General features: G+C 57.6%; 22 protein-coding genes. 10 read left to right on the forward strand and 12 right to left on the reverse strand.

Going from position 1 to position 18,294, the window contains the following annotated elements:
- Positions 1-181 precede the first annotated feature (181 nt).
- Positions 182-832, reverse strand: coding sequence for a peroxiredoxin (locus ACXADZ_RS16270; RefSeq protein ID WP_171093240.1), 651 nt, complete (start codon positions 830-832; stop codon positions 182-184).
- A 214-nt stretch (positions 833-1,046) separates the two neighbouring features.
- Here ACXADZ_RS16270 and ACXADZ_RS16275 point away from each other — a divergent pair, with 214 nt between their 5' ends.
- Positions 1,047-2,486 carry an aldehyde dehydrogenase family protein gene (locus ACXADZ_RS16275; protein WP_475197928.1) on the forward strand — a complete coding sequence of 480 codons (1,440 nt, stop codon included), beginning with the start codon at positions 1,047-1,049 and terminating at the stop codon, positions 2,484-2,486.
- Between the two features lie 59 nt (positions 2,487-2,545).
- On the opposite strand, the gene ACXADZ_RS16280 is transcribed toward ACXADZ_RS16275, so the two are convergent.
- Positions 2,546-3,151, reverse strand: coding sequence for a glyoxalase superfamily protein (locus ACXADZ_RS16280; protein WP_475197929.1), 606 nt, complete (start codon positions 3,149-3,151; stop codon positions 2,546-2,548).
- A gap of 7 nt (positions 3,152-3,158) precedes the next feature.
- Positions 3,159-4,010: a bifunctional helix-turn-helix domain-containing protein/methylated-DNA--[protein]-cysteine S-methyltransferase gene (locus ACXADZ_RS16285; RefSeq protein ID WP_475197931.1), complete on the reverse strand. Its 852-nt coding sequence runs from the start codon at positions 4,008-4,010 to the stop codon at positions 3,159-3,161.
- 139 nt (positions 4,011-4,149) lie between these two features.
- On the opposite strand from ACXADZ_RS16285, the gene ACXADZ_RS16290 reads away from it, so the two are divergent.
- The 3 genes from ACXADZ_RS16290 to ACXADZ_RS16300 are packed head-to-tail and all read left to right on the forward strand — an operon-like array spanning position 4,150 to position 6,725.
- Positions 4,150-5,037 (forward strand): serine hydrolase domain-containing protein, encoded by an 888-nt coding sequence (locus tag ACXADZ_RS16290; protein WP_475197933.1) that lies wholly within the window; start codon positions 4,150-4,152, stop codon positions 5,035-5,037.
- Positions 5,038-5,094: 57 nt separating this feature from the next.
- Entirely contained in the window at positions 5,095-5,739 is a 645-nt protein-coding gene (nth, locus tag ACXADZ_RS16295) for an endonuclease III (protein ID WP_171093231.1), read from the forward strand.
- A complete protein-coding gene (locus tag ACXADZ_RS16300; RefSeq protein ID WP_171093229.1) occupies positions 5,736-6,725 on the forward strand; it encodes an adenosine kinase in 990 nt (329 codons plus the stop codon). The genes nth and ACXADZ_RS16300 overlap by 4 nt, the downstream gene beginning before the upstream one ends.
- A gap of 62 nt (positions 6,726-6,787) precedes the next feature.
- On the opposite strand, the gene trhA is transcribed toward ACXADZ_RS16300, so the two are convergent.
- On the reverse strand, positions 6,788-7,429 hold the full coding sequence (gene trhA / locus ACXADZ_RS16305; RefSeq protein ID WP_475197936.1) for a PAQR family membrane homeostasis protein TrhA: 642 nt from the start codon (positions 7,427-7,429) through the stop codon (positions 6,788-6,790).
- Between the two features lie 66 nt (positions 7,430-7,495).
- A complete protein-coding gene (locus tag ACXADZ_RS16310; RefSeq protein ID WP_475197937.1) occupies positions 7,496-7,990 on the reverse strand; it encodes an RNA pyrophosphohydrolase in 495 nt (164 codons plus the stop codon).
- Positions 7,991-8,127: 137 nt separating this feature from the next.
- Between ACXADZ_RS16310 and ACXADZ_RS16315 the strand changes: the two genes are divergently transcribed.
- Entirely contained in the window at positions 8,128-10,155 is a 2,028-nt protein-coding gene (locus ACXADZ_RS16315; protein ID WP_475197939.1) for an FAD-dependent oxidoreductase, read from the forward strand.
- A gap of 6 nt (positions 10,156-10,161) precedes the next feature.
- Here the strand turns inward: ACXADZ_RS16315 and ACXADZ_RS16320 are convergent, their stop codons facing one another.
- Positions 10,162-10,770, reverse strand: a complete 609-nt coding sequence (locus tag ACXADZ_RS16320; RefSeq protein ID WP_475197940.1) for a LysE family translocator — start codon at positions 10,768-10,770, stop codon at positions 10,162-10,164.
- A gap of 67 nt (positions 10,771-10,837) precedes the next feature.
- The gene (locus ACXADZ_RS16325) at positions 10,838-11,278 is read right to left on the reverse strand and encodes a DUF4399 domain-containing protein (RefSeq protein ID WP_171184345.1); all 441 of its coding nucleotides are present in this window, start codon (positions 11,276-11,278) and stop codon (positions 10,838-10,840) included.
- A 227-nt stretch (positions 11,279-11,505) separates the two neighbouring features.
- Between ACXADZ_RS16325 and ACXADZ_RS16330 the strand changes: the two genes are divergently transcribed.
- The gene (locus ACXADZ_RS16330) at positions 11,506-12,411 is read left to right on the forward strand and encodes a LysR family transcriptional regulator (RefSeq protein WP_171178259.1); all 906 of its coding nucleotides are present in this window, start codon (positions 11,506-11,508) and stop codon (positions 12,409-12,411) included.
- Between the two features lie 78 nt (positions 12,412-12,489).
- Here the strand turns inward: ACXADZ_RS16330 and ACXADZ_RS16335 are convergent, their stop codons facing one another.
- Genes ACXADZ_RS16335 through ACXADZ_RS16350 form a run of 4 tightly spaced genes read right to left on the reverse strand, consistent with a single transcriptional unit; the run spans position 12,490 to position 15,406 of the window.
- The gene (locus tag ACXADZ_RS16335) at positions 12,490-13,392 is read right to left on the reverse strand and encodes an OmpA family protein (RefSeq protein ID WP_171093215.1); all 903 of its coding nucleotides are present in this window, start codon (positions 13,390-13,392) and stop codon (positions 12,490-12,492) included.
- On the reverse strand, positions 13,389-13,946 hold the full coding sequence (locus ACXADZ_RS16340) for a peroxidase-related enzyme (RefSeq protein WP_475198588.1): 558 nt from the start codon (positions 13,944-13,946) through the stop codon (positions 13,389-13,391). The genes ACXADZ_RS16335 and ACXADZ_RS16340 overlap by 4 nt, the downstream gene beginning before the upstream one ends.
- A gap of 30 nt (positions 13,947-13,976) precedes the next feature.
- On the reverse strand, positions 13,977-14,687 hold the full coding sequence (locus ACXADZ_RS16345; RefSeq protein ID WP_475197944.1) for a GNAT family N-acetyltransferase: 711 nt from the start codon (positions 14,685-14,687) through the stop codon (positions 13,977-13,979).
- Positions 14,684-15,406 (reverse strand): competence/damage-inducible protein A, encoded by a 723-nt coding sequence (locus ACXADZ_RS16350; protein ID WP_475197948.1) that lies wholly within the window; start codon positions 15,404-15,406, stop codon positions 14,684-14,686. Before ACXADZ_RS16350 ends, ACXADZ_RS16345 begins: the two co-directional genes overlap by 4 nt.
- Before the next feature lie 50 nt (positions 15,407-15,456).
- On the opposite strand from ACXADZ_RS16350, the gene sfsA reads away from it, so the two are divergent.
- The 4 genes from sfsA to map all read left to right on the forward strand — a co-directional run bounded on the left by sfsA (position 15,457) and on the right by map (position 18,115).
- Positions 15,457-16,167 (forward strand): DNA/RNA nuclease SfsA, encoded by a 711-nt coding sequence (gene sfsA / locus ACXADZ_RS16355; protein WP_475197951.1) that lies wholly within the window; start codon positions 15,457-15,459, stop codon positions 16,165-16,167.
- 112 nt (positions 16,168-16,279) lie between these two features.
- Positions 16,280-16,573: a putative quinol monooxygenase gene (locus ACXADZ_RS16360; RefSeq protein WP_475197953.1), complete on the forward strand. Its 294-nt coding sequence runs from the start codon at positions 16,280-16,282 to the stop codon at positions 16,571-16,573.
- 41 nt (positions 16,574-16,614) lie between these two features.
- A complete protein-coding gene (locus ACXADZ_RS16365; protein ID WP_475197955.1) occupies positions 16,615-17,073 on the forward strand; it encodes a GFA family protein in 459 nt (152 codons plus the stop codon).
- Positions 17,074-17,302: 229 nt separating this feature from the next.
- Entirely contained in the window at positions 17,303-18,115 is an 813-nt protein-coding gene (map, locus tag ACXADZ_RS16370; RefSeq protein ID WP_171093205.1) for a type I methionyl aminopeptidase, read from the forward strand.
- Here map and ACXADZ_RS16375 read toward each other — a convergent pair.
- The gene (locus ACXADZ_RS16375) at positions 18,103-18,282 is read right to left on the reverse strand and encodes a hypothetical protein (protein WP_171670665.1); all 180 of its coding nucleotides are present in this window, start codon (positions 18,280-18,282) and stop codon (positions 18,103-18,105) included. The two genes, map and ACXADZ_RS16375, sit on opposite strands and share 13 nt — an antisense overlap.
- Positions 18,283-18,294: the final 12 nt, after the last annotated feature.

The following is an 18,294-nucleotide window of genomic DNA, read 5'->3' on the forward strand; positions in this document are numbered from 1 at the left end:
TTCTTGCCCTCGCACCTCAGGTGCGGGGGCATTCAAGCAACACAACTCACGCCGGATGTACTTTGGAGCGCCCTGCCCGTAACAACCGCCTGCTTCATCTGGCCAAAAATACCTTCGGGGGGAATCGTGCCGACAGGCGCGATGGGGGGCAGACAGCCCCCCCTCTGAACCGGCAACCGATTTAGGACGGCGCCTTGGTTTTGCGCAGATAGGGGAAGATCGTTTCAAACTCGCCGAACTTCTCTTTTGCTTCATCGTTCGACACTGCAGGCGGAATGATCACATCTTCGCCCGGCACCCAGTTAGCCGGGGTTGCAACGCCCTTAGCCGACATCTGCAGCCCGTCCAGAGCGCGCAGGATCTCGGCGAAGTTCCGACCCACGGTCATCGGATAGGTCATCGACAGTTTCAGCTGCTTGTCCGGGCCGATGATGAAAACCGAGCGCACAGTTGCGCTGTCAGCCGGAGTGCGACCGTCAGGCAGATAGGCTTCTGCGGGCAACATGTCGAAGGCTTTGGACACGGCCAAACCGTCATCGGCGATGATCGGGAAGCCGGGATTGGCCTTACCGTATTCTTCGATGTCCTTCTTCCACTTCTTGTGGTCTTCGACCCCATCGACCGATACGCCGATCACTTTGGTGTTGCGCGCGGCCCATTCGTCATTCAGCTGCGCAACAGCCGAAAACTCGGTGGTGCAAACAGGGGTGAAATCCTTTGGGTGCGAGAACAAAATAGCCCAGCTGTCGCCGATCCAGTCGTGAAACTGTACGGTGCCCTGATCCGTTTCTGCTGTAAAATTTGGGACGGTATCGTTGATGCGCAAACCCATGGGGCATCTCCTTTCCTGTTAAAAACCTGAGTCGGTTGCGTGGAACCTAATCACTTTGCGCGCAGGTTAAACCATCCCCGGCGCTCAGGGATACGGAATTCGACGGCGTTAAAGGAAAATAATTTGATCAAATTCGCTATTGCTCGATCTTGGTATGGCTGCCAGAGTATGCGCTGACAACTGGGTTAGTGCCGATCCATCAGGAGGATTCACGATGATCGAAAAGCGGGATTTTTACATCAACGGTCAGTGGGTCTCTCCTTCGTTGCCCAATGATTTTCAAGTGATCAACCCTTCAACCGAGGAACCCTGTGCAGTGATTTCACTGGGTGATGAAGCCGACACAAATGCGGCTGTTGCAGCGGCCAAAGCCGCGCTGCCCGGGTGGATGGCGACTCCGGTGGAAACCCGCATTGCGCTGGTGGAAAAACTAATCGAACTTTACGCGACGCGTTCCGAGGATCTGGCGCAAGCCATGTCACTTGAGATGGGTGCACCGATTGATCTGGCCCGTTCGGCGCAGGCCGGGGCGGGTATCTACCACCTGAAAAACTTCATCCGCGCCGCCAAGGCGTTTGAGTTCGAACGCCCTTTGGGCGACCACGCCCCCAATGATCGCATCATCTATGAGGCGGTCGGCGTCGCCGCCCTAATCACGCCGTGGAACTGGCCGATGAATCAGGTCACGCTCAAGGTCGGTGCGGCGGCAATTGCGGGCTGTACCATGGTGCTGAAACCATCAGAACAAAGCCCGCTGAACGCGATGATCTTTGCCGAGATGATGGATGAGGCAGGCTTTCCGCCCGGCGTGTTCAATCTGGTTAACGGTGACGGGGTGGGCGTTGGCTCGCAACTTTCCGGCCATCCAGATGTGGATATGGTCAGCTTTACCGGCTCGACCCGCGCTGGTACCGCGATTTCGAAGAACGCTGCAGAGACACTCAAGAAAGTGCATCTGGAATTGGGCGGAAAAGGCGCGAATGTGATCTTTGAGGATGCAGATGATAAGGCCGTCAAGCGCGGTGTGCTGCACATGATGCAAAACACCGGCCAAAGCTGTAATGCACCCAGCCGGATGCTGGTGCAGCGCCCGATTTACGACAAGGCGGTGGAAACGGCGACTGAAGTGGCCAACATGGTCAAGGTCGGTCCCGCAACCGAAGAAGGCCGCCACATTGGCCCGGTGGTGAACGAGGTCCAGTGGACCAAGATTCAGGACCTGATTCAGAAAGGCATCGACGAAGGTGCACGTTTGGTCGCTGGTGGCACCGGACGGCCAGAGGGGTTAAACAAAGGCTACTATGTCCGCCCTACAGTCTTTGCCGACGCCAACAATCAGATGACCATCGCACGCGAAGAGATCTTTGGTCCTGTTCTGACCATGATCCCCTTCGACACCGAAGAAGAAGCTATCGAGATCGCCAACGACACGCCGTATGGCCTGACCAACTATGTTCAGACGCAAGACGGCGCGCGGGCCAATCGTATGGCACGTGTCTTGCGGTCGGGCATGGTCGAGATGAACGGCCAATCACGCAGCGCGGGCTCTCCGTTCGGGGGCATGAAGCAATCAGGCAACGGGCGTGAAGGTGGTGTTTTCGGTTTGGAAGACTTCCTTGAAGTCAAAGCGGTCGGCGGATGGGCGGCTGAATAAGTTGTCCAATGAGTCAATCAAATTGGGCGGGGCAATACAGGTGCCCCGCCCTTAGTGTTTCAAACAGGCCGCACCACAAGCTGAGGCTCTCCGTCAGATGTGTGCCGTAGGGATTGACCATCCCAGCCAATCTCTCCGGTGACGCGCTGTCGATAGGCGGAAAAGCTATCGAACCGCACCACATCGACGGGCGTATCGAAATGCAGGGTAACACGACGGCGCGCGCCATCGCCCAGCATAGTTATGCCGCGAATTTCCCCCGTGTATGCCTGACCCAGGTATCGTCCCTCAACCCGGTCACCTACACGCAGGTGCATCCGATTTCCGGCCATTGCATGCAATGTGTTCCAGTCTCGTACGCCGTGCTGATGGGCCAGCAGTTCCAGTGTGGCGCTATGCGACAGGGATACGCCCGTCGCTTTCAGTTTTTCCCGCAGGCGTTTTGCCTGCTCTTTCAGCTCTTCAACCGGAGCAACGGTTTGGAGTCGTGTCATCATGTGCCTCGTGTCTTTGAACGGGTGCGAAGTCTGGACGGGGTTCGCATTACCATCCGCGCGCCGGAAAAAGGGCAACAGATGTCTTTCAAACCGGGTTTCACCAAAGCCAAAGGCCGCGAACGGCAGGGGACCCGAACCTGCGGTGCCTTTTGGCAGCGGTCGGGTCATCTGTCAATCAGGCGTCTGCCTGCGCTGCTTCATAGGCCAGCATGGCGCGCTTCACCGGCAGACCCCAGTGATAACCACCTAACCCACCTGATTTACGCAGCGCGCGGTGACAAGGGATCAACCAACTGACCGGATTGCGCCCAACTGCCGTTCCCACGGCGCGAACAGCTTGTGGTGAGCCTACGCGCTGCGCGATCTCGGAATAGGTTGTGACCTGCCCAGAAGGGATATGCATCAACGCTTCCCACACTTTGATCTGCAAAGGCGATCCAATCAGGTAAAGCGGCGTTGGTTCCAACCGGTCGCTGGCAGCCCCAAAGGCACTCAGCACCCAAGGACGCAAACGCATCGGATCCTCAACGAAATCCGCTTTGGGCCAGCGCGAGATCATGTCTTCCATCGCGGCTTCTTCCCCGGTCTCTGCCCCGAATGCCATGCCGCAGATGCCCTTGTCTGTGCCCATGACCAGCGCAGGGCCAAAGGGGCATTCGAACCAGCCCCAATAGATCGTCAATCCTGCGCCTTTCCGAGCGTATTCGCCGGGGCTCATGGATTCCCACTTCAGGAACAGATCGTGCAGGCGGCCGCTGCCGGACAGGCCAACGTTATGCGCGGTTTCCAATGTGGTGAACCGCTCGCGCAGCAGGGCCTTTGCGTGGCCCAGCGTGAGGTATTGTTGATACCGTTTCGGCGATACCCCGGTCCAGCGCGAGAACAAGCGTTGAAAATGGGCGGGGCTCATATCCATCTGACGGGCCAGCTCATCGAGGCTCAGGCCCTCGCCACCCTGATCGATCAGGTCAATTGCGCGGCGCATGACGTTGTAGTGGTATTCGCTTTCCGGGGTCTGGACATTCATGTCGCTTACCTCTTGCACTATTTCCCAGACTATACGTCGTCTGCCTATTGGTGAGCGACCCGAAACTTGCGCAACCGTATTTCTTTGAGAATTGATCTGACTTAGGGTCGAACCACATCCAATCAATTCCGGGCCGAACATGACCCTCTCCGCCGCCATGGACCAAACAGGCCGCGTTCTTCTGGACGAGTGCGGTGAATCCCTGTTTCCCTGGTGGAGCTTCACCAAAACTGCAATCGCAGTTCTTGTCATGCAGGCGTGGGAACGCCAGCAATGCGATCTTGATGCACCGTTCCGAGAGCATCCGTTTTCGCTGCGCCAATTGATGCAGCACCGCGCCGGGCTGAGAGATTATGGGGCGCTACCGGGCTATGGAGATGCCGTCGCGCAAGGTGCAGATCCCTGGTCTGTCGAGCAGTTGTTGGCAGAAGCAGATTTTCGCAACCTCGCCTACCCGCCCGGAACGAACTGGGTATATTCAAATGTGGGCTATCTGCTCTTGCGCCAATTTCTGGAAGAGGTGCACAACGCCAGTCTGGCCGAAATCATGCAGGCTCGTATTTGCCAGCCGCTGGGTCTGACCGCGCGTGTTGCTCGGACACGGGATGATTTCGAACAACTTTATTGGAACGCGCAAGGCTATCACCCGGACTGGGTCTACCACGGCTGCCTTATGGGCACTGCAACCGACGCCTTGCGCCTGTTACGCGCCGTCCTGAACGGCGATCTGTTATCTGCTGCAAGCAAAGACCAGTTGCTCAGCCCTTCCATGCAAGGCCCGGCTATTCCGGGACGGGTTTGGAGCGAAACCGGCTATGGGCTTGGTCTGATGATCGGTGCGGCCCAACCCGTTGGCCGCATTATCGGGCACACTGGATGCGGCCCGTTTTCGGCAAATTTGATCGCGCAGTTTCCAGACACCACTTCCGGGCTTTTGGTGGCCAGCTTTTGCCCAATGGGTGACGAGACCCCTGCAGAGTTTGAAGCTGTAAAGCTTGCAACCAAGCTAAACGAGCTTCGCGCATGACTACATCAAGCGTGTTTTCAATTGCAGCCCGCACAATCCCACGGCATTAAGGCCCGGATGGCAAAACAACTCGACTATCATACGATCCGCGAGATCTTTACGCGCTTTCAAGAGGCCGACCCCGAACCCAAGGGCGAGCTTGAGCATGTGAACGTCTATACCCTGGTCGTGGCCGTCGCGCTGTCGGCGCAGGCGACCGATGCGGGCGTCAACAAAGCCACGCGCGAATTGTTCAAGATCGCCGACACACCACAAAAGATGCTGGACCTGGGCGAAGAGGGTCTGATCGAACATATCAAGACCATCGGCCTGTTTCGTCAGAAAGCGAAAAACGTCATCAAGCTTAGCCGGATTCTGGTGGAAGATTACGGCGGCGAGGTTCCCAATTCCCGTGCTGCGTTGCAATCGCTGCCGGGTGTCGGGCGCAAGACGGCCAATGTGGTTCTGAACATGTGGTGGCGGCAACCTGCTCAGGCGGTTGATACGCATATCTTTCGCGTCGGCAACCGAACCGGCATTTGCCCCGGCAAGGACGTGGACGCAGTCGAACGCGCCATAGAAGACAACATACCTGCTGATTTCCAGCTTCATGCACATCACTGGCTGATCCTGCATGGCCGGTACCATTGCAAGGCACGCAAGCCGCAATGCCCGACCTGCATCATCCGTGATCTCTGTCGATTCGAGGACAAAACCCAATGAAAACTTACCAACTGACCGGCATCGGAAATGCCGTCGTAGACGTGATTTCCCAGGCCGACGACAGTTTCCTGGAACTGATGGGCATCGAGAAAGGCATCATGCAGCTGATAGAGCAGGAGCGCGGTGAAGTTCTCTATGCCTCGATGGAAGGTCGCGTGCAGACGCCTGGCGGTTCGGTCGCCAACACGATTGCAGGTGCGGGTGCCCTTGGACTGGACGCTGCCTTTATCGGGCGCGTGCATGACGACGCGCTGGGGCGGTTCTATGCGGATGCGATGAACGAAGACGGCGTTGACTTCGTGAACCCGCCGGTTCCGGGCGGAGAGCTGCCGACCTCGCGTTCGATGATCTTCGTCTCGCCCGATGGTGAGCGGTCGATGAACACCTATCTGGGGATTTCATCCGAGCTGTCCTCGCAGGACGTCTCGGATGACGTTGCAGGAAACAGCCAGATCATGTTCCTCGAAGGTTATCTGTTCGACAAGGAAAAGGGCAAAGCCGCGTTTCTTGAAGCCGCGCGCGCCTGTCACAAGGGCGGCGGAAAGGCCGGTATTGCCATTTCCGACCCGTTCTGCGTGGAACGTCACCGCGTCGATTTCCTGTTGCTGATCGAAAACGAACTGGATTTCGTGATCGGCAATGAGGCCGAGATCAAATCGCTGTTCGAAACCGACGATCTGGAGGAAGCGCTGGCCAAAACCGCCGCCATCTGTCCGTTGGTTGTCTGCACCCGGTCAGGCGACGGTGTGACAGTTCTGAATAGTGACAGCCGCATTGACGTGCCGGTTGAAAAGATTGTGCCCGTGGACGCAACAGGTGCGGGTGATCAGTTCGCTGCAGGCTTCCTGTTTGGCATGGCCACAGGTCGGGATTATGAGACTTGCGCAAAGATCGGCAATGTCTGTGCCCGAGAAGTCATCAGCCATATCGGCCCACGCCCGGAAGCAAACATGCAGGAATTGTTGCGCGCCGAAGGGTTGCTCTGACCTAGGATCGACACTTTTTCACAAAATGGATTGGGGCGCCCGCGCCCCGACCCTGCCGTATATTAAGAAAACAGCGCCAGCCAGATTCCGACGAACATCAGAACCCCACCCAGGTTCACCCAGATATGCCAAATCGCATAACGAAACGGCAGTGTCTTTTGAGCGTAAAACATCGTTCCAACAACATAGCTGACTGCACCGCCCGCAATGCACCAAAGGGTGGCTGTGGGAACGGTTGTCATGTCTGGGATTGCGCCCAAACCGATGCCACCCAAACCAAGGTAGGATGCTGTCGACCATCGTGATTTGACCGTCTCATTCGCGATCTTGTTCCAGACGGCCGCGATGGTCAGCCCCCAGCATACCAAAAGCAAGGTCATGGTCCATGTCGTTCCAGCCTGAACGAAGAAAGGCGTGAATGTCCCGCAGATACTGGGATAAATCGCGGCGTGGTCGATACGGCGCAACAGCTTACGGCGATCATGCCAAGGCGCGAAATGATAGGCGCAGGACGCAAGGTTCGACGCAAGCGCACAGAGAACATAAACGATGACCGCAAGAAGCAGCGTAGCATCCAGACGCTGATAGGCGTTCACGATCAGCAGGCTACCAGCCAAAAGGATCAGGGACAAACCGATCACATGGACAACCATGTCGGCGGTACGATGCGCACGCGCGGGGCTGGGATAGGTGGTTTTCATCATGACTGGCCAGTTAAAAACAGCTCTGCGCTAAAGTCCCGGCAAAAGGATGTCCAACTTTCCCATACGTCACTTATACGAGCCGAGGTGGTCTTCAAAAGCCGCCAGCACTTGCTCGTACACGTCCCGTTTGAACGGTACGATCTCGTCGATCAACCGATCAGACGCTTGCCATTTCCATTGTGAAAACTCGGGGTGATCGGTTTCGATGTTGATCTGATCATCCGTTCCAATAAAGCGTAGCAGGAACCATTTCTGCTCTTGCCCGCGATAGCGGCCTTTCCAGATCTTGGGCACGATGTCGTGCGGCAGATCGTAAGGCAGCCAACCGTCGGTTTCGGCCACGATCTCCACCAGGTCCGAGGTCACCCCGGTTTCCTCCCACAACTCGCGCAGGGCCGCATCGCGCGGGTCTTCGCCCTTGTCCACACCGCCCTGCGGCATCTGCCACGCGTCTTTGTGACGGTCGTTGCGTTGACCCACAAAGATCCTGCCATCCGCGTTTATCAGCATCAGCCCGACACAAGGACGATAGGGTAGCTTGGCGATGTCTTCGGGGGTCATACGGGGCCTCATCGGGTTGTTCCGCCAACCTCTAACAACCACAGGGGCAACAGCAAAGAGGGTGACGTGGGGTTTCGCGTGACAAAGTTGACGCGAAGGTCAATCTAACTCGCATATTCGGGAGGGAGAGTTTCGCCATGACTGCGTACCCAAACATGCTGGCCCCGCTGGATCTGGGCTTTACTACCTTGAAGAACCGCGTACTGATGGGCTCGATGCATACGGGGCTTGAGGAAACCGGTGACTGGAACCGGGTGGCTGAATTCTATGCGGACCGGGCGCGCGGTGGCGTGGCGCTTATGGTGACAGGTGGCATTGGTCCGAATCTTGAGGGCTCGGTTCTGCCCGGCGCGTCGATGATGACCAATGAAAAAGAGGTGGCGAACCATTCCATCGTGACCCAACGGGTGCACGAAGCAGGCGGCAAGATTGCGATGCAGATCCTGCATGCAGGCCGCTATGCTTATGGCCCGAAATGTGTGGCCCCAAGCCCGGTGAAATCTCCGATCTCACCCTTTCCGCCAAATGAACTGGATGAAGTGGGCATTGAGAAACAGATCAGCGACATCGTGAACGCCGCCGTTCTGGCCCAACAGGCGGGCTATGACGGGGTCGAGATCATGGGGTCTGAAGGGTATTTCCTGAACCAGTTCCTTGTGACCCATACCAACAAACGCACAGACCGCTGGGGCGGGTCCTACGAAAACAGGATGCGCTTGCCTATCGAGGTCGTGCGCCGCACGCGCGAGGCCGTTGGCCGCGATTTCATCATCATCTACCGCCTTTCGATGATTGATCTGGTCCCCAATGGTTCAACCCATGAAGAAGTGGTGCAACTGGCGCAAGAAGTAGAAAAGGCCGGTGCCACAATCATCAACACCGGCATTGGTTGGCACGAGGCGCGGATTCCGACCATCGCCACCAGCGTCCCGCGCGCTGCTTTCGCCTGGGTGACGAAAAAGCTGATGGGCAAGGTTTCGATTCCTGTAATCACCTCGAACCGGATCAACACGCCCGAGGTCGCCGAAGAGGTCTTGGCCACCGGCTGTGCCGATATGGTGTCGATGGCCCGCCCGATGCTGGCAGACGCCGATTTCGTCAACAAAGCCGTTGCAGGACAGTCTGCGCAAATCGCGCCTTGCATCGCCTGCAACCAGGCCTGTCTGGATCATACATTCAGCGGCAAGCTGACGTCTTGTTTGGTCAATCCCCGCGCCTGTCATGAGACTGAGCTGGTGATTGAGCCTGCCTCGAACCAGAAAAAAGTTGCCATTGTCGGTGCGGGGCCAGCCGGTTTGTCCACCGCGATGACCGCCGCCCAGCGCGGCCACGACGTGACTTTGTTTGACCGCGCCGCAGAGATCGGTGGGCAGCTGAACATGGCCAAACAGGTTCCGGGCAAGGAAGAGTTTTGGGGGCTGGTCGATTGGTATCGCACAATGATGGCCGATCTGGGCGTGAAGGTGGAATTGAATCGTGAGGTCAGCGCCGACGACCTCGCCGGCTTTGACGAGGTGATCATCGCAACCGGCGTCACCCCGCGCGATCCACAGATTCCGGGGCAGGATCGGGAAAATGTCCTTAGCTATATAGACGTACTGCGTGGCAAGGCCGAAACCGGCGAATCTGTCGCAGTGATCGGCGCAGGCGGCATCGGCTTTGATGTGTCGGAGTTTCTTTTGGAGGACGGGCACAGCGCAACCACCGACTTGCCGCTTTGGATGAAGGAATGGGGCGTAACAGACCCGGCCGAGCACCGCTCGGGCCTTGCGCCAGAAGGGCCTCAACCCAGCGCGCCAGCGCGTCAGGTCACATTGCTACAGCGCAAGAAACAGGCACACGGCAAGGGATTGGGTAAAACCACTGGCTGGATTCACCGCGCTGCACTGAAGATGAAAAACGTCAACTTCGTGGGCGGCGTGAACTATGAGCGCATCGACGATGACGGCTTGCATGTCAGCTTTGGCGAAGACCGTGCTGACCCGACTGTGATCTCGGCGGACACAATCGTTCTGTGTGCCGGGCAGGTTTCAGACCGGTCGCTGGCGGATGCGCTGATCGAACGCGGCGTTACCCCCCACGTAATCGGCGGTGCGGATGTAGCGGCCGAACTGGACGCCAAACGGGCGATCAATCAGGGAACGCGATTGGCGGCCGAGCTTTAAGCTCGGTCAGTCGGACAGCGCAAGTTTCACCCCCAGCGCGCCGAAGGCCGTCGCAAAACACCGTTTGATCCAGGCCATCACTGACGGGCGGTGGATGATGTAGTCCCGGGCCAATGCCGCGCAGGCCCCGTAGGCGATAAATACAACAAAGGTCATCGCCATAAACGCAAGCGCCAGTTGCACCAAAGCCAGCCCCGCATGGTTTGTGTCGGCGGGCAGAAATTGCGGCAGGAACGCGAGGAAGAACAACGACAGTTTGGGGTTCAACACGTTGATCAGCGTGCCGGTCGTCGCAATTCTAAGGTATCCTTTGGCTGATTTTTCCGCGCTGACCTCCATCGCACCGCCCTCGCGGACAATCCCCCACGCCATATAAAACAGGTAGAGCACCCCAAGGTATTTAAGCACCTGAAAGGCCAGCGCACTTGTATGCAGCAGAGCGGCCAAGCCGATAATGCTGGCCACAGCGGCGGGTACGATTCCAAGCGTGCAGCCTGCCGCCGCCGCAATGCTGGCGCGAAACCCGCGGCCAAGCCCAATGGCCAGCGTGTAGATCACGCCGGTGCCCGGCAACAGCACGACGATCAAAGATGTAATGAAAAACTCAAGCGACATAGAACCCTCCGACCACTTGCCGGAGAGTTCCCCACATCAAACCGAAAGTAAACAGGCGTGCGGCTACCTACTCAACGGTAATCGTAATCACCTCGGACACAATCGGCGGGTTATGTGGCACGTGACCCGCGTCGCCCAATACCAGCTGCAGCGTGTGCTGACCTGCGGGCAGGTCCAGTGTCACCTCGGTCTGGCCGCCGCCAAAATGCATATGGTTGTCATCGGCAGGAAGGCCATAAGCCAGCTCATCCGCTCCATCCTCGCCCTCACCAATCGGGGGGCGGTTGAGCAGCAGGTGGTGGTGGCCGGTGTTTTCCTTCTCGGTCCCGGCCGGGGCGACGCCCATTCCGCTGAGACCGAAGACAACCGTGACCGGTGATTGCACTGTGTCACCGTCAGATAGATTAACGAAATAAACCTTCGCGTCGGGGTTCGAAGGCGTTTCACCCCCGGCGTGTGCAAAGCCCGCAAAAAGGCAAAAGGCAGCGATGGTGAAAACGGTCTTCATGGTCTCCTCCCTTGTCACAAAAATGCCATCCTCAAGGTAACACATTAGGTCGCTGCGCCAAAAAACACAGCCGGACAGGGGCTCAGGCGCATTTGGAAACCACTGTTTCTGCGTTTCCCATACGCAAACGATCCGATTCAAATCCCTGATATTATCCCATGTCTGCCGCGTTTCCGCCCAGATTCAGCGCCATAGTCGGGTAGGAAATCAAGATCTGGGGAACGAGTATGGACCGACTGACCGAAATGGAAGCCTTCGCCAATGTGGTGGACCAAGGTGGCTTCACCGATGCGGCCAAAAAGATGGGCATCTCCAAATCCGCCGTGTCCAAACATGTCTCGAGCCTCGAAGCGCGTCTGGGGGCCCGGTTGCTGAACCGCACCACACGCCGGGTGTCGCCAACGGAAATCGGCCTTGCCTACTATGACCGCGCGCGGCGTGTTCTGAATGACGCGGGCGAAGCAGATTCGCTGGTTACGTCGATGCAATCGGCCCCATCGGGCCTGCTGCGCATCAGCGTTGCCACCGACTTCGGCGTGAATCACCTGTCCCCCGTTCTGTCCGAGTTCCTAGCCGCCTATCCCGACATCACCGTGAACATGGTTCTGAACAACCGTTATGTCGAACTGATTTCCGAAGGATTTGACGTGGCCGTCCGCATCGGCGAGCTGGAAGACAGCACGCTGCGCGCCCGTAAGCTAACTGAAACCGTGAAACGCATGGTGGTTGCACCCAGCTATATTGAACGCTTCGGTCGCCCGCAGAAGATCGATGATCTGAACGAACACAAGCTGCTGCACTATTCCAGCCAATCCTCGGGCAACGTCTGGAAACTGACCGCGCCATCGGGTGAAAAACGTCAGGTGCGCACCGCGGGCTGGCTGAGCGTGAATGACGGGCAATCGCTGCTGAACGCGGCCATCTCGGGGCTGGGGATCGCGTATCTGCCAAGCTATCTTTATGCCGACGCGCTGAAATCAGGGCAGGTTGTCGACGCCATGCCATCTCTGCCGGATGAGGTTCAGGGCATTTATGCCGTCTACCCGCCCGGCCGCTTCACACAACCCAAAGTTCGGGCCTTCATCGATTTCCTGGTCAATTCCTACCACGACAAAGGCCCGATGGACTGGTAATTCTCCCTGAAGACCAACCTTATGACCCGCATGTCAAAGTGCGGGTCTTTTTTTGCCTTTAGGCTTGACCGTACCTGTTCAGTTGACCAGCAAAACCGCTTCGACCCGGCGGTTCAGGTCGCGTCCCTCGGGCGTCGCGTTGGACGTTATCGGAGCCAGATAGCCCACGCCCTGCGCCTCGATCCGCTCAGGGGCCACGCCATGCGCCTCGATCAATCGGGTGCGTACGGCCTCGGCCCGGCTTTTGCTGACAGAGATATTGGCCGACAGCGCGCCTGTGTCATCGGTATGCCCGACTAACGCAAGTCGCGTGTCGGGGTTGTCAGACAAGTAACCGGCGACCAGAGTCAGCGACGCGAACGGCCCTTCACCCAATGCCACCTCGCCGGTGGGAAAATGCAAATCATCCAGGATCACATGCCCTGCGCTTGTCAGAGCCTCCAGCAATCCGCCCGAGCCTTCGACGGCCTGTTCGATCACAACCGGATCAGGGTCAGGCGCATCCTGCGGCGTTACGCGGATCAACTGTACGTAGCCATCTGGCGGGTTGCGGCTGACCAACAAGCTAAGCGCAACGGATCCCTTGGTCGCTGAAAGGAAACGGTAATCCTGAATGGCGACATACATGTCTGGTGTTGGCACAACTTCCGTCCCGAAACGGAAATCGAAGCCGCCGCAAGCTTGCGCCTCACACTCAAACAGGATCTTGTAGCCTTGCGCCTCAATCTGGTCACGCAGCGGGGCCAGTAGCTGCAGGGTCGTGCTGGAACCTGCCTGTAACCGCCACGTGAACCGCTCAACCCGACCTTCGATTGTGTCTGAGGGCACTGCACCGTTCTCATAAGGCCCCGTCGGCAGGTCATAACTGTCCAACGGCGAGGTTCGGTCACTGATCTGGCGCGCACTGGTGGGCAGGGTCAGGTCCTGCGCCAGAACCGGCCCCGTCAGTAGCATTGATAAAAGGACAGCCGTACGGATCATCGAAACTGTGCGTGATATTCTTCGTTGGGTACCATTGCTGTCGCGCTGGCCACCCGGTTGGACATGTTGAAGAAACCCGTAACATTGGCAATGTCCCAGATGTCCCGGTCGGTGAACCCAACATCGCGCAGCTTCTGCCGGTCGGGTTCTTCGATCTCGGCGCTGGAGGTGGTCATCTTGGCAGCAAAATCCAGCATCGCACGCTGACGTGGATCCAGCGGCGCAACGCGGTAGTTCATCACCAGCATTTCACCCAATTGCGGATCACCCGAGAGCTGCCGTACCGCCGCGCCATGAGCAACCAGACAATAAAAGCACTTGTTGATCGATGAAACGACCACCGCAATCATCTCGCGCTCCAGCTTGGACAGTCCGCTATCGGCCAGCATCAGGTCATTGTACATCGCGGTGAAGGCGTTCAGCTTGTCGATGTCGAATGCGTTTGCTTTCAACACGTTCGGCACCATGCCCAGCTTTTCGACACAGATGTCAAAGTATTTCTGCGTTTCCGGCGGCAGCGGATCGACCATGGGCAGGTTCAGCGCGGTGGGCATGTCTTTTTGTGTCACGGCGGCCTCTTCAGTTCACTCAAGGTGACGGTAATGGTATTCGCCTGCAAGCTCCATCCCGAGCGCGCGATAAAGACCGTTGGCCCCATTGTTGGCCTTGGTGCAGATCACGCTGAGGGTCTGCGCGCCATTATCCCGCGCCCAGATTGCCGCCGCGCGCATGGTCCAGTGGCCCAGACCTTGGCGGCGATGATCGGGCAGAATTTCAAGCGCGTGGACCATCGCAAAATCCCCGTGCATCGCGACAAATGCCACGCCGCTGGGTTTATCGTTATGGCGAAGCAACAGGCTGGTCTTGGGACCTTTTGCGCGCGCCATGACCGCTTGCCGTTCTGCGCCGATCCCGGCCGAAGACCAGATTTCGCGCATGATCTCAAGCGGCTCCCAGACCGAGAAGACCATGATCGGAGGGATCGGTTGATCTGTCAGCAGGTCGACCGGACAGGCATAGATGTTGACCGGGTCCAGAACGCTGTACCCCCGATCAGCCAGTTTTGTATCCAGCGCCTCATCACCCGGACGCAGGCAGAAAATGCGTTTCTGTCCCATGGCCAGCATTGCAGCCTCGGCGGCGTCAATATCCGCGTCTGTTGCAGGACCCAGCGCATTGGCCGCAGACACACGTGACCCGCCACCCCGCCCTTCGCGCAGTTGGAACGGGCCAAGCGCCTTGTAGCCTGCGGCAGGCCATGTGCCGTCGACAATATCCGCCCAGTTCAAGCTCAAAGTTGCAACTCTTTCGCCAGACGGGTCATCGCCGCATCAATCCGCCCTCCGTCAGTGCCTCGTATCACGACGTTGGCACCGAAGGCCCCGTTGATCTGGAACGGATAACAGCCGATGGACAGGTCGCTGAATTCTTCGGCCAAGGCGGACAGATTTGCGGCTATATCGCCCTCGCCCCGATCTACGCGCAGAGTTTGCGACAGCAAGGGACTGCCTCCGGTTAACGTTGGCAGAACACTGGCCACCATCGCCTGAAACACCGAAGGCACACCGGCCATCACATGCACGTTCGCAAGGATAAAGCCCGGTGCAGTCGAGACCGGATTGTCAATCAGCGCCGCACCATCGGGAATGCGGGCCATGCGCAGTCGGGCGGCGTTCAGTTCCAATCCGGATTTGTCGTAATGCGCCTGCAACAGCGCCCGCGCGTCATCCCGAACATCAATCGGCGTGTTGAAGGCCCGCGCAATGCAATCGGCCGTTATATCGTCATGGGTCGGACCGATGCCGCCACTGGTAAAGACGGTGTCATAGGCATCAGACAGTGCCTTAACCGCCGCTTCGATGACAGGGGCGTCATCGCTGACAATGCGCACTTCTTTCAGGTCGATGCCATGTTTCGTCAGCTCCTGCGCCAGAAAATGCATATTCGCATCACGGGTGCGGCCGGACAGGATTTCATCCCCGATCACCAGCATCGCTGCGGTTGGATTGGCCATGGCGCTCTCCCCTCTTGATCGTTCTCAGGGGCAGGTATAGGCCCTGAACCATGCGTTTTGAAACCCCTCTTATCCCCGCCCGCCTGATCCGTCGCTACAAACGCTTTCTGGCCGATTGCACGCTGGAAGACGGGCATGAGGTTACAGCCCATTGCGCCAATCCGGGATCGATGATGGGGCTTGCCAAACCGGGCGAGAAAATCTGGCTGGAACCCAATGACGACCCGAAGAAAAAGCTGAAATACGGCTGGCGTTTGGTGGATCACGAAAACGGGCATTTCACTGGCGTTGACACCTCGGTTCCCAATCGCGCCTTAAGGGCAGCGCTTGAAGCTGGTGAGATCGCAGAACTGGCCGCCTATGACAGCGTCCGGCCCGAAGTGAAATATGGCGAAAACAGCCGCATCGATTTTCTGTTAACCGGGCCGGGCCTGCCCGACGCTTATGTCGAGGTCAAAAGCGTAACCCTCTCGCGCCAGCCCGGCCTGGCCGAGTTCCCCGACAGCGTCACGGCGCGCGGCACAAAGCATCTGGGCGAACTGGCAGCAATGGCCGCGCAAGGACACCGCGCGATCATGCTGTATCTGGTGCAACGCACCGATTGCGACCGGTTTGCACTGGCGGCTGATATTGACCCGGCCTATGCGGCGGCGTTTGAAGCAGCACGGGCGCAGGGGGTGGAACGGTTGGTGTATGGGACAGAGATTTCACCAGAGGGGGTATGGGTGGATGTGAACGAAACCAAGTTCAGTGAAAGATAACACCGAATGACCGTATAGAGCCCAAAGCAGACACACCCGTAACAAAATGATATGTTAATAGAACCAGAGGCGTTCATACATTCAGGAACCGTACTTTACGGAGGTCGGACGAATGATCATGCGCATCTTTCAGGTCGTGACTCGGCCAGGCAAAGAGGAAGAGTTCAGCAAGTTCTTCCATGAAACAGCTATACCCTTGATGAGAGGTACTAAGGGCATCGTTCATGTGTTTCCTGGTGCCGCACGTGCTGACACACCACGAGAATTCAGCTTTGTCATGGTGTGGGAAAACCTAGAATCACTAAAGGCTTTTGTCGGCGAAAACTACCAGAGCCCGCATATCGATCCGGCAGAGGCCGAATTGGTCGAGTCGCGTTCTATCAAGCATTATGAGCTGGTCCAATAAGGGCCATGGCTTGAACGCTAGCAAACAACTCGGGGGAAATAATGATCAAAGGGAAATGCGGCTGCGGAGCCGTAACGTATCAGATGACATCACAACCCATGTTCGTGCATTGCTGCCACTGTAGCGAATGTCAGCGACAAACTGGAGCAGCCTACGTCTTGAACGCCATCATTGAGGCTGATCGCGTGACGTGCAAAGGGCCAATCACCGAAAATGAGCTCTCCACTCCAAGCGGGAAAGGTCAGATTATTACGCGCTGTGGGGATTGCGGCGTCGCCGTTTTTAGCAGCTACATGATCCGCCTTGGAAAGCTAAGGTACGTGCGCGTCGGAACACTGGACAACCCGGATCAATGTCCTCCGGATGTACAGATTTTCACGAGCAGCAAACAGGCATGGGTGCCACTCAGCGAGGACATTCCTATCTTCGAGGAATTCTACAACTTCGATGAGGTGTGGCCGCAGAATTCGTTGGAACGTTTGGAGACTGCTCTATCCTGACGGATCAGTCGCTGAGGCTGAATGGCAGCTTTGTCCGCAGACCGGAGCTTGCACAATTTCAGCCTCAACACAAAAACTGATGGCGACGCTCAAAACAACACTCAACTGGTTGACGCTTGAATTCGCCGCTTTTTGCACCATCTGACACCCGCAACCCTGCGCCCTCTGGTACTTTCTGCACAAGCAGCGTAAAAGGAATGCTGCGCGAAACATTTGGAGCTTAGCGTCGATGAAAGAACATCGTGGCCGCCTGACCAAAGACGGCATCCGCATCTATGAACAAAGCGACTTTGCCGGAATGCACGCGGCAGGGGCTTTGGCGGCACGCATTCTGGATGATATTGCAGAACACGTCTTTCCCGGCCAGACCACTGGCGCGATTGACGGGCTGATTACTCAGATGGTTGAAGACGCAGGCGCAACCTCGGCCACGATTGGGTACAAAGGCTATCAGCACGCCAGTTGCATCAGCGTCAATCACGTTGTTTGCCATGGTATTCCGGGTGAAAAAAAGCTGAAGGATGGCGACATCCTGAACATCGACGTGACTGTTATCGTCGATGGCTGGTTTGGCGACACCTCGCGCATGTACGTGGCCGGGAAACTGCCGCGCAAGGCGGAACGGCTGATCCAAGTGACCCATGACGCGCTGTTCAAGGGCATCGAGATGGTCAAGCCCGGCAACACTTTCGGTGACATCGGCCATGCCATTCAGGCCTATGTCGAAGCGCACCGGATGAGTGTTGTACGTGATTTCTGTGGCCACGGTCTGGGCCGCGTGTTCCACGCGCCGCCCAACGTTCTGCACTATGGCCGTCCGGGCACTGGCGCGGTTTTGGAAGAGGGTATGTTCTTTACCATCGAACCGATGGTCAACTTGGGCCGTCCGGAAACCAAGACGCTGGCCGACGACTGGACAGCTGTAACACGCGACAAGTCACTGTCGGCACAGTTCGAGCATTCGGTGGGTGTCACGGCGGATGGGGTCGAGATCTTTACGCTCTCGCCGGGCGACAAGTTCCACCCGACCTATTCCTCCTGATCGGCCGCCTGTTCGCGCATCACTTTCAGCAGCATCGTCTCTGCCCCCCACGGCGTCACCGCGTCTTGGATGAAAACAGGCGCGCGCATCGGCTTGCGCTCGGGCCCGGTTGAGGCTTCGGCGTCGCGGGAAAACGTCCAACTAAAGGGTGTCAGGGCGCGGTCCATGATCGCACGTTA

The sequence above is a fragment of the Ruegeria sp. ABM4_193 genome (assembly GCF_056158705.1).

Bases quoted from the DNA above. Each gene is read 5' to 3' on its own strand.
- ACXADZ_RS16270 (WP_171093240.1), bottom strand. From the start codon at position 832: ATGGGTTTGCGCATCAACGATACCGTCCCAAATTTTACAGCAGAAACG.
- ACXADZ_RS16275 (WP_475197928.1), top strand. From the start codon at position 1,047: ATGATCGAAAAGCGGGATTTTTACATCAACGGTCAGTGGGTCTCTCCT.
- ACXADZ_RS16280 (WP_475197929.1), bottom strand. From the start codon at position 3,151: ATGACCCGACCGCTGCCAAAAGGCACCGCAGGTTCGGGTCCCCTGCCG.
- ACXADZ_RS16285 (WP_475197931.1), bottom strand. From the start codon at position 4,010: ATGAATGTCCAGACCCCGGAAAGCGAATACCACTACAACGTCATGCGC.
- ACXADZ_RS16290 (WP_475197933.1), top strand. From the start codon at position 4,150: ATGACCCTCTCCGCCGCCATGGACCAAACAGGCCGCGTTCTTCTGGAC.
- nth (WP_171093231.1), top strand. From the start codon at position 5,095: ATGGCAAAACAACTCGACTATCATACGATCCGCGAGATCTTTACGCGC.
- ACXADZ_RS16300 (WP_171093229.1), top strand. From the start codon at position 5,736: ATGAAAACTTACCAACTGACCGGCATCGGAAATGCCGTCGTAGACGTG.
- trhA (WP_475197936.1), bottom strand. From the start codon at position 7,429: ATGATGAAAACCACCTATCCCAGCCCCGCGCGTGCGCATCGTACCGCC.
- ACXADZ_RS16310 (WP_475197937.1), bottom strand. From the start codon at position 7,990: ATGACCCCCGAAGACATCGCCAAGCTACCCTATCGTCCTTGTGTCGGG.
- ACXADZ_RS16315 (WP_475197939.1), top strand. From the start codon at position 8,128: ATGACTGCGTACCCAAACATGCTGGCCCCGCTGGATCTGGGCTTTACT.
- ACXADZ_RS16320 (WP_475197940.1), bottom strand. From the start codon at position 10,770: ATGTCGCTTGAGTTTTTCATTACATCTTTGATCGTCGTGCTGTTGCCG.
- ACXADZ_RS16325 (WP_171184345.1), bottom strand. From the start codon at position 11,278: ATGAAGACCGTTTTCACCATCGCTGCCTTTTGCCTTTTTGCGGGCTTT.
- ACXADZ_RS16330 (WP_171178259.1), top strand. From the start codon at position 11,506: ATGGACCGACTGACCGAAATGGAAGCCTTCGCCAATGTGGTGGACCAA.
- ACXADZ_RS16335 (WP_171093215.1), bottom strand. From the start codon at position 13,392: ATGATCCGTACGGCTGTCCTTTTATCAATGCTACTGACGGGGCCGGTT.
- ACXADZ_RS16340 (WP_475198588.1), bottom strand. From the start codon at position 13,946: ATGCCCACCGCGCTGAACCTGCCCATGGTCGATCCGCTGCCGCCGGAA.
- ACXADZ_RS16350 (WP_475197948.1), bottom strand. From the start codon at position 15,406: ATGGCCAATCCAACCGCAGCGATGCTGGTGATCGGGGATGAAATCCTG.
- sfsA (WP_475197951.1), top strand. From the start codon at position 15,457: ATGCGTTTTGAAACCCCTCTTATCCCCGCCCGCCTGATCCGTCGCTAC.
- ACXADZ_RS16360 (WP_475197953.1), top strand. From the start codon at position 16,280: ATGATCATGCGCATCTTTCAGGTCGTGACTCGGCCAGGCAAAGAGGAA.
- ACXADZ_RS16365 (WP_475197955.1), top strand. From the start codon at position 16,615: ATGATCAAAGGGAAATGCGGCTGCGGAGCCGTAACGTATCAGATGACA.
- map (WP_171093205.1), top strand. From the start codon at position 17,303: ATGAAAGAACATCGTGGCCGCCTGACCAAAGACGGCATCCGCATCTAT.
- ACXADZ_RS16375 (WP_171670665.1), bottom strand. From the start codon at position 18,282: ATGGACCGCGCCCTGACACCCTTTAGTTGGACGTTTTCCCGCGACGCC.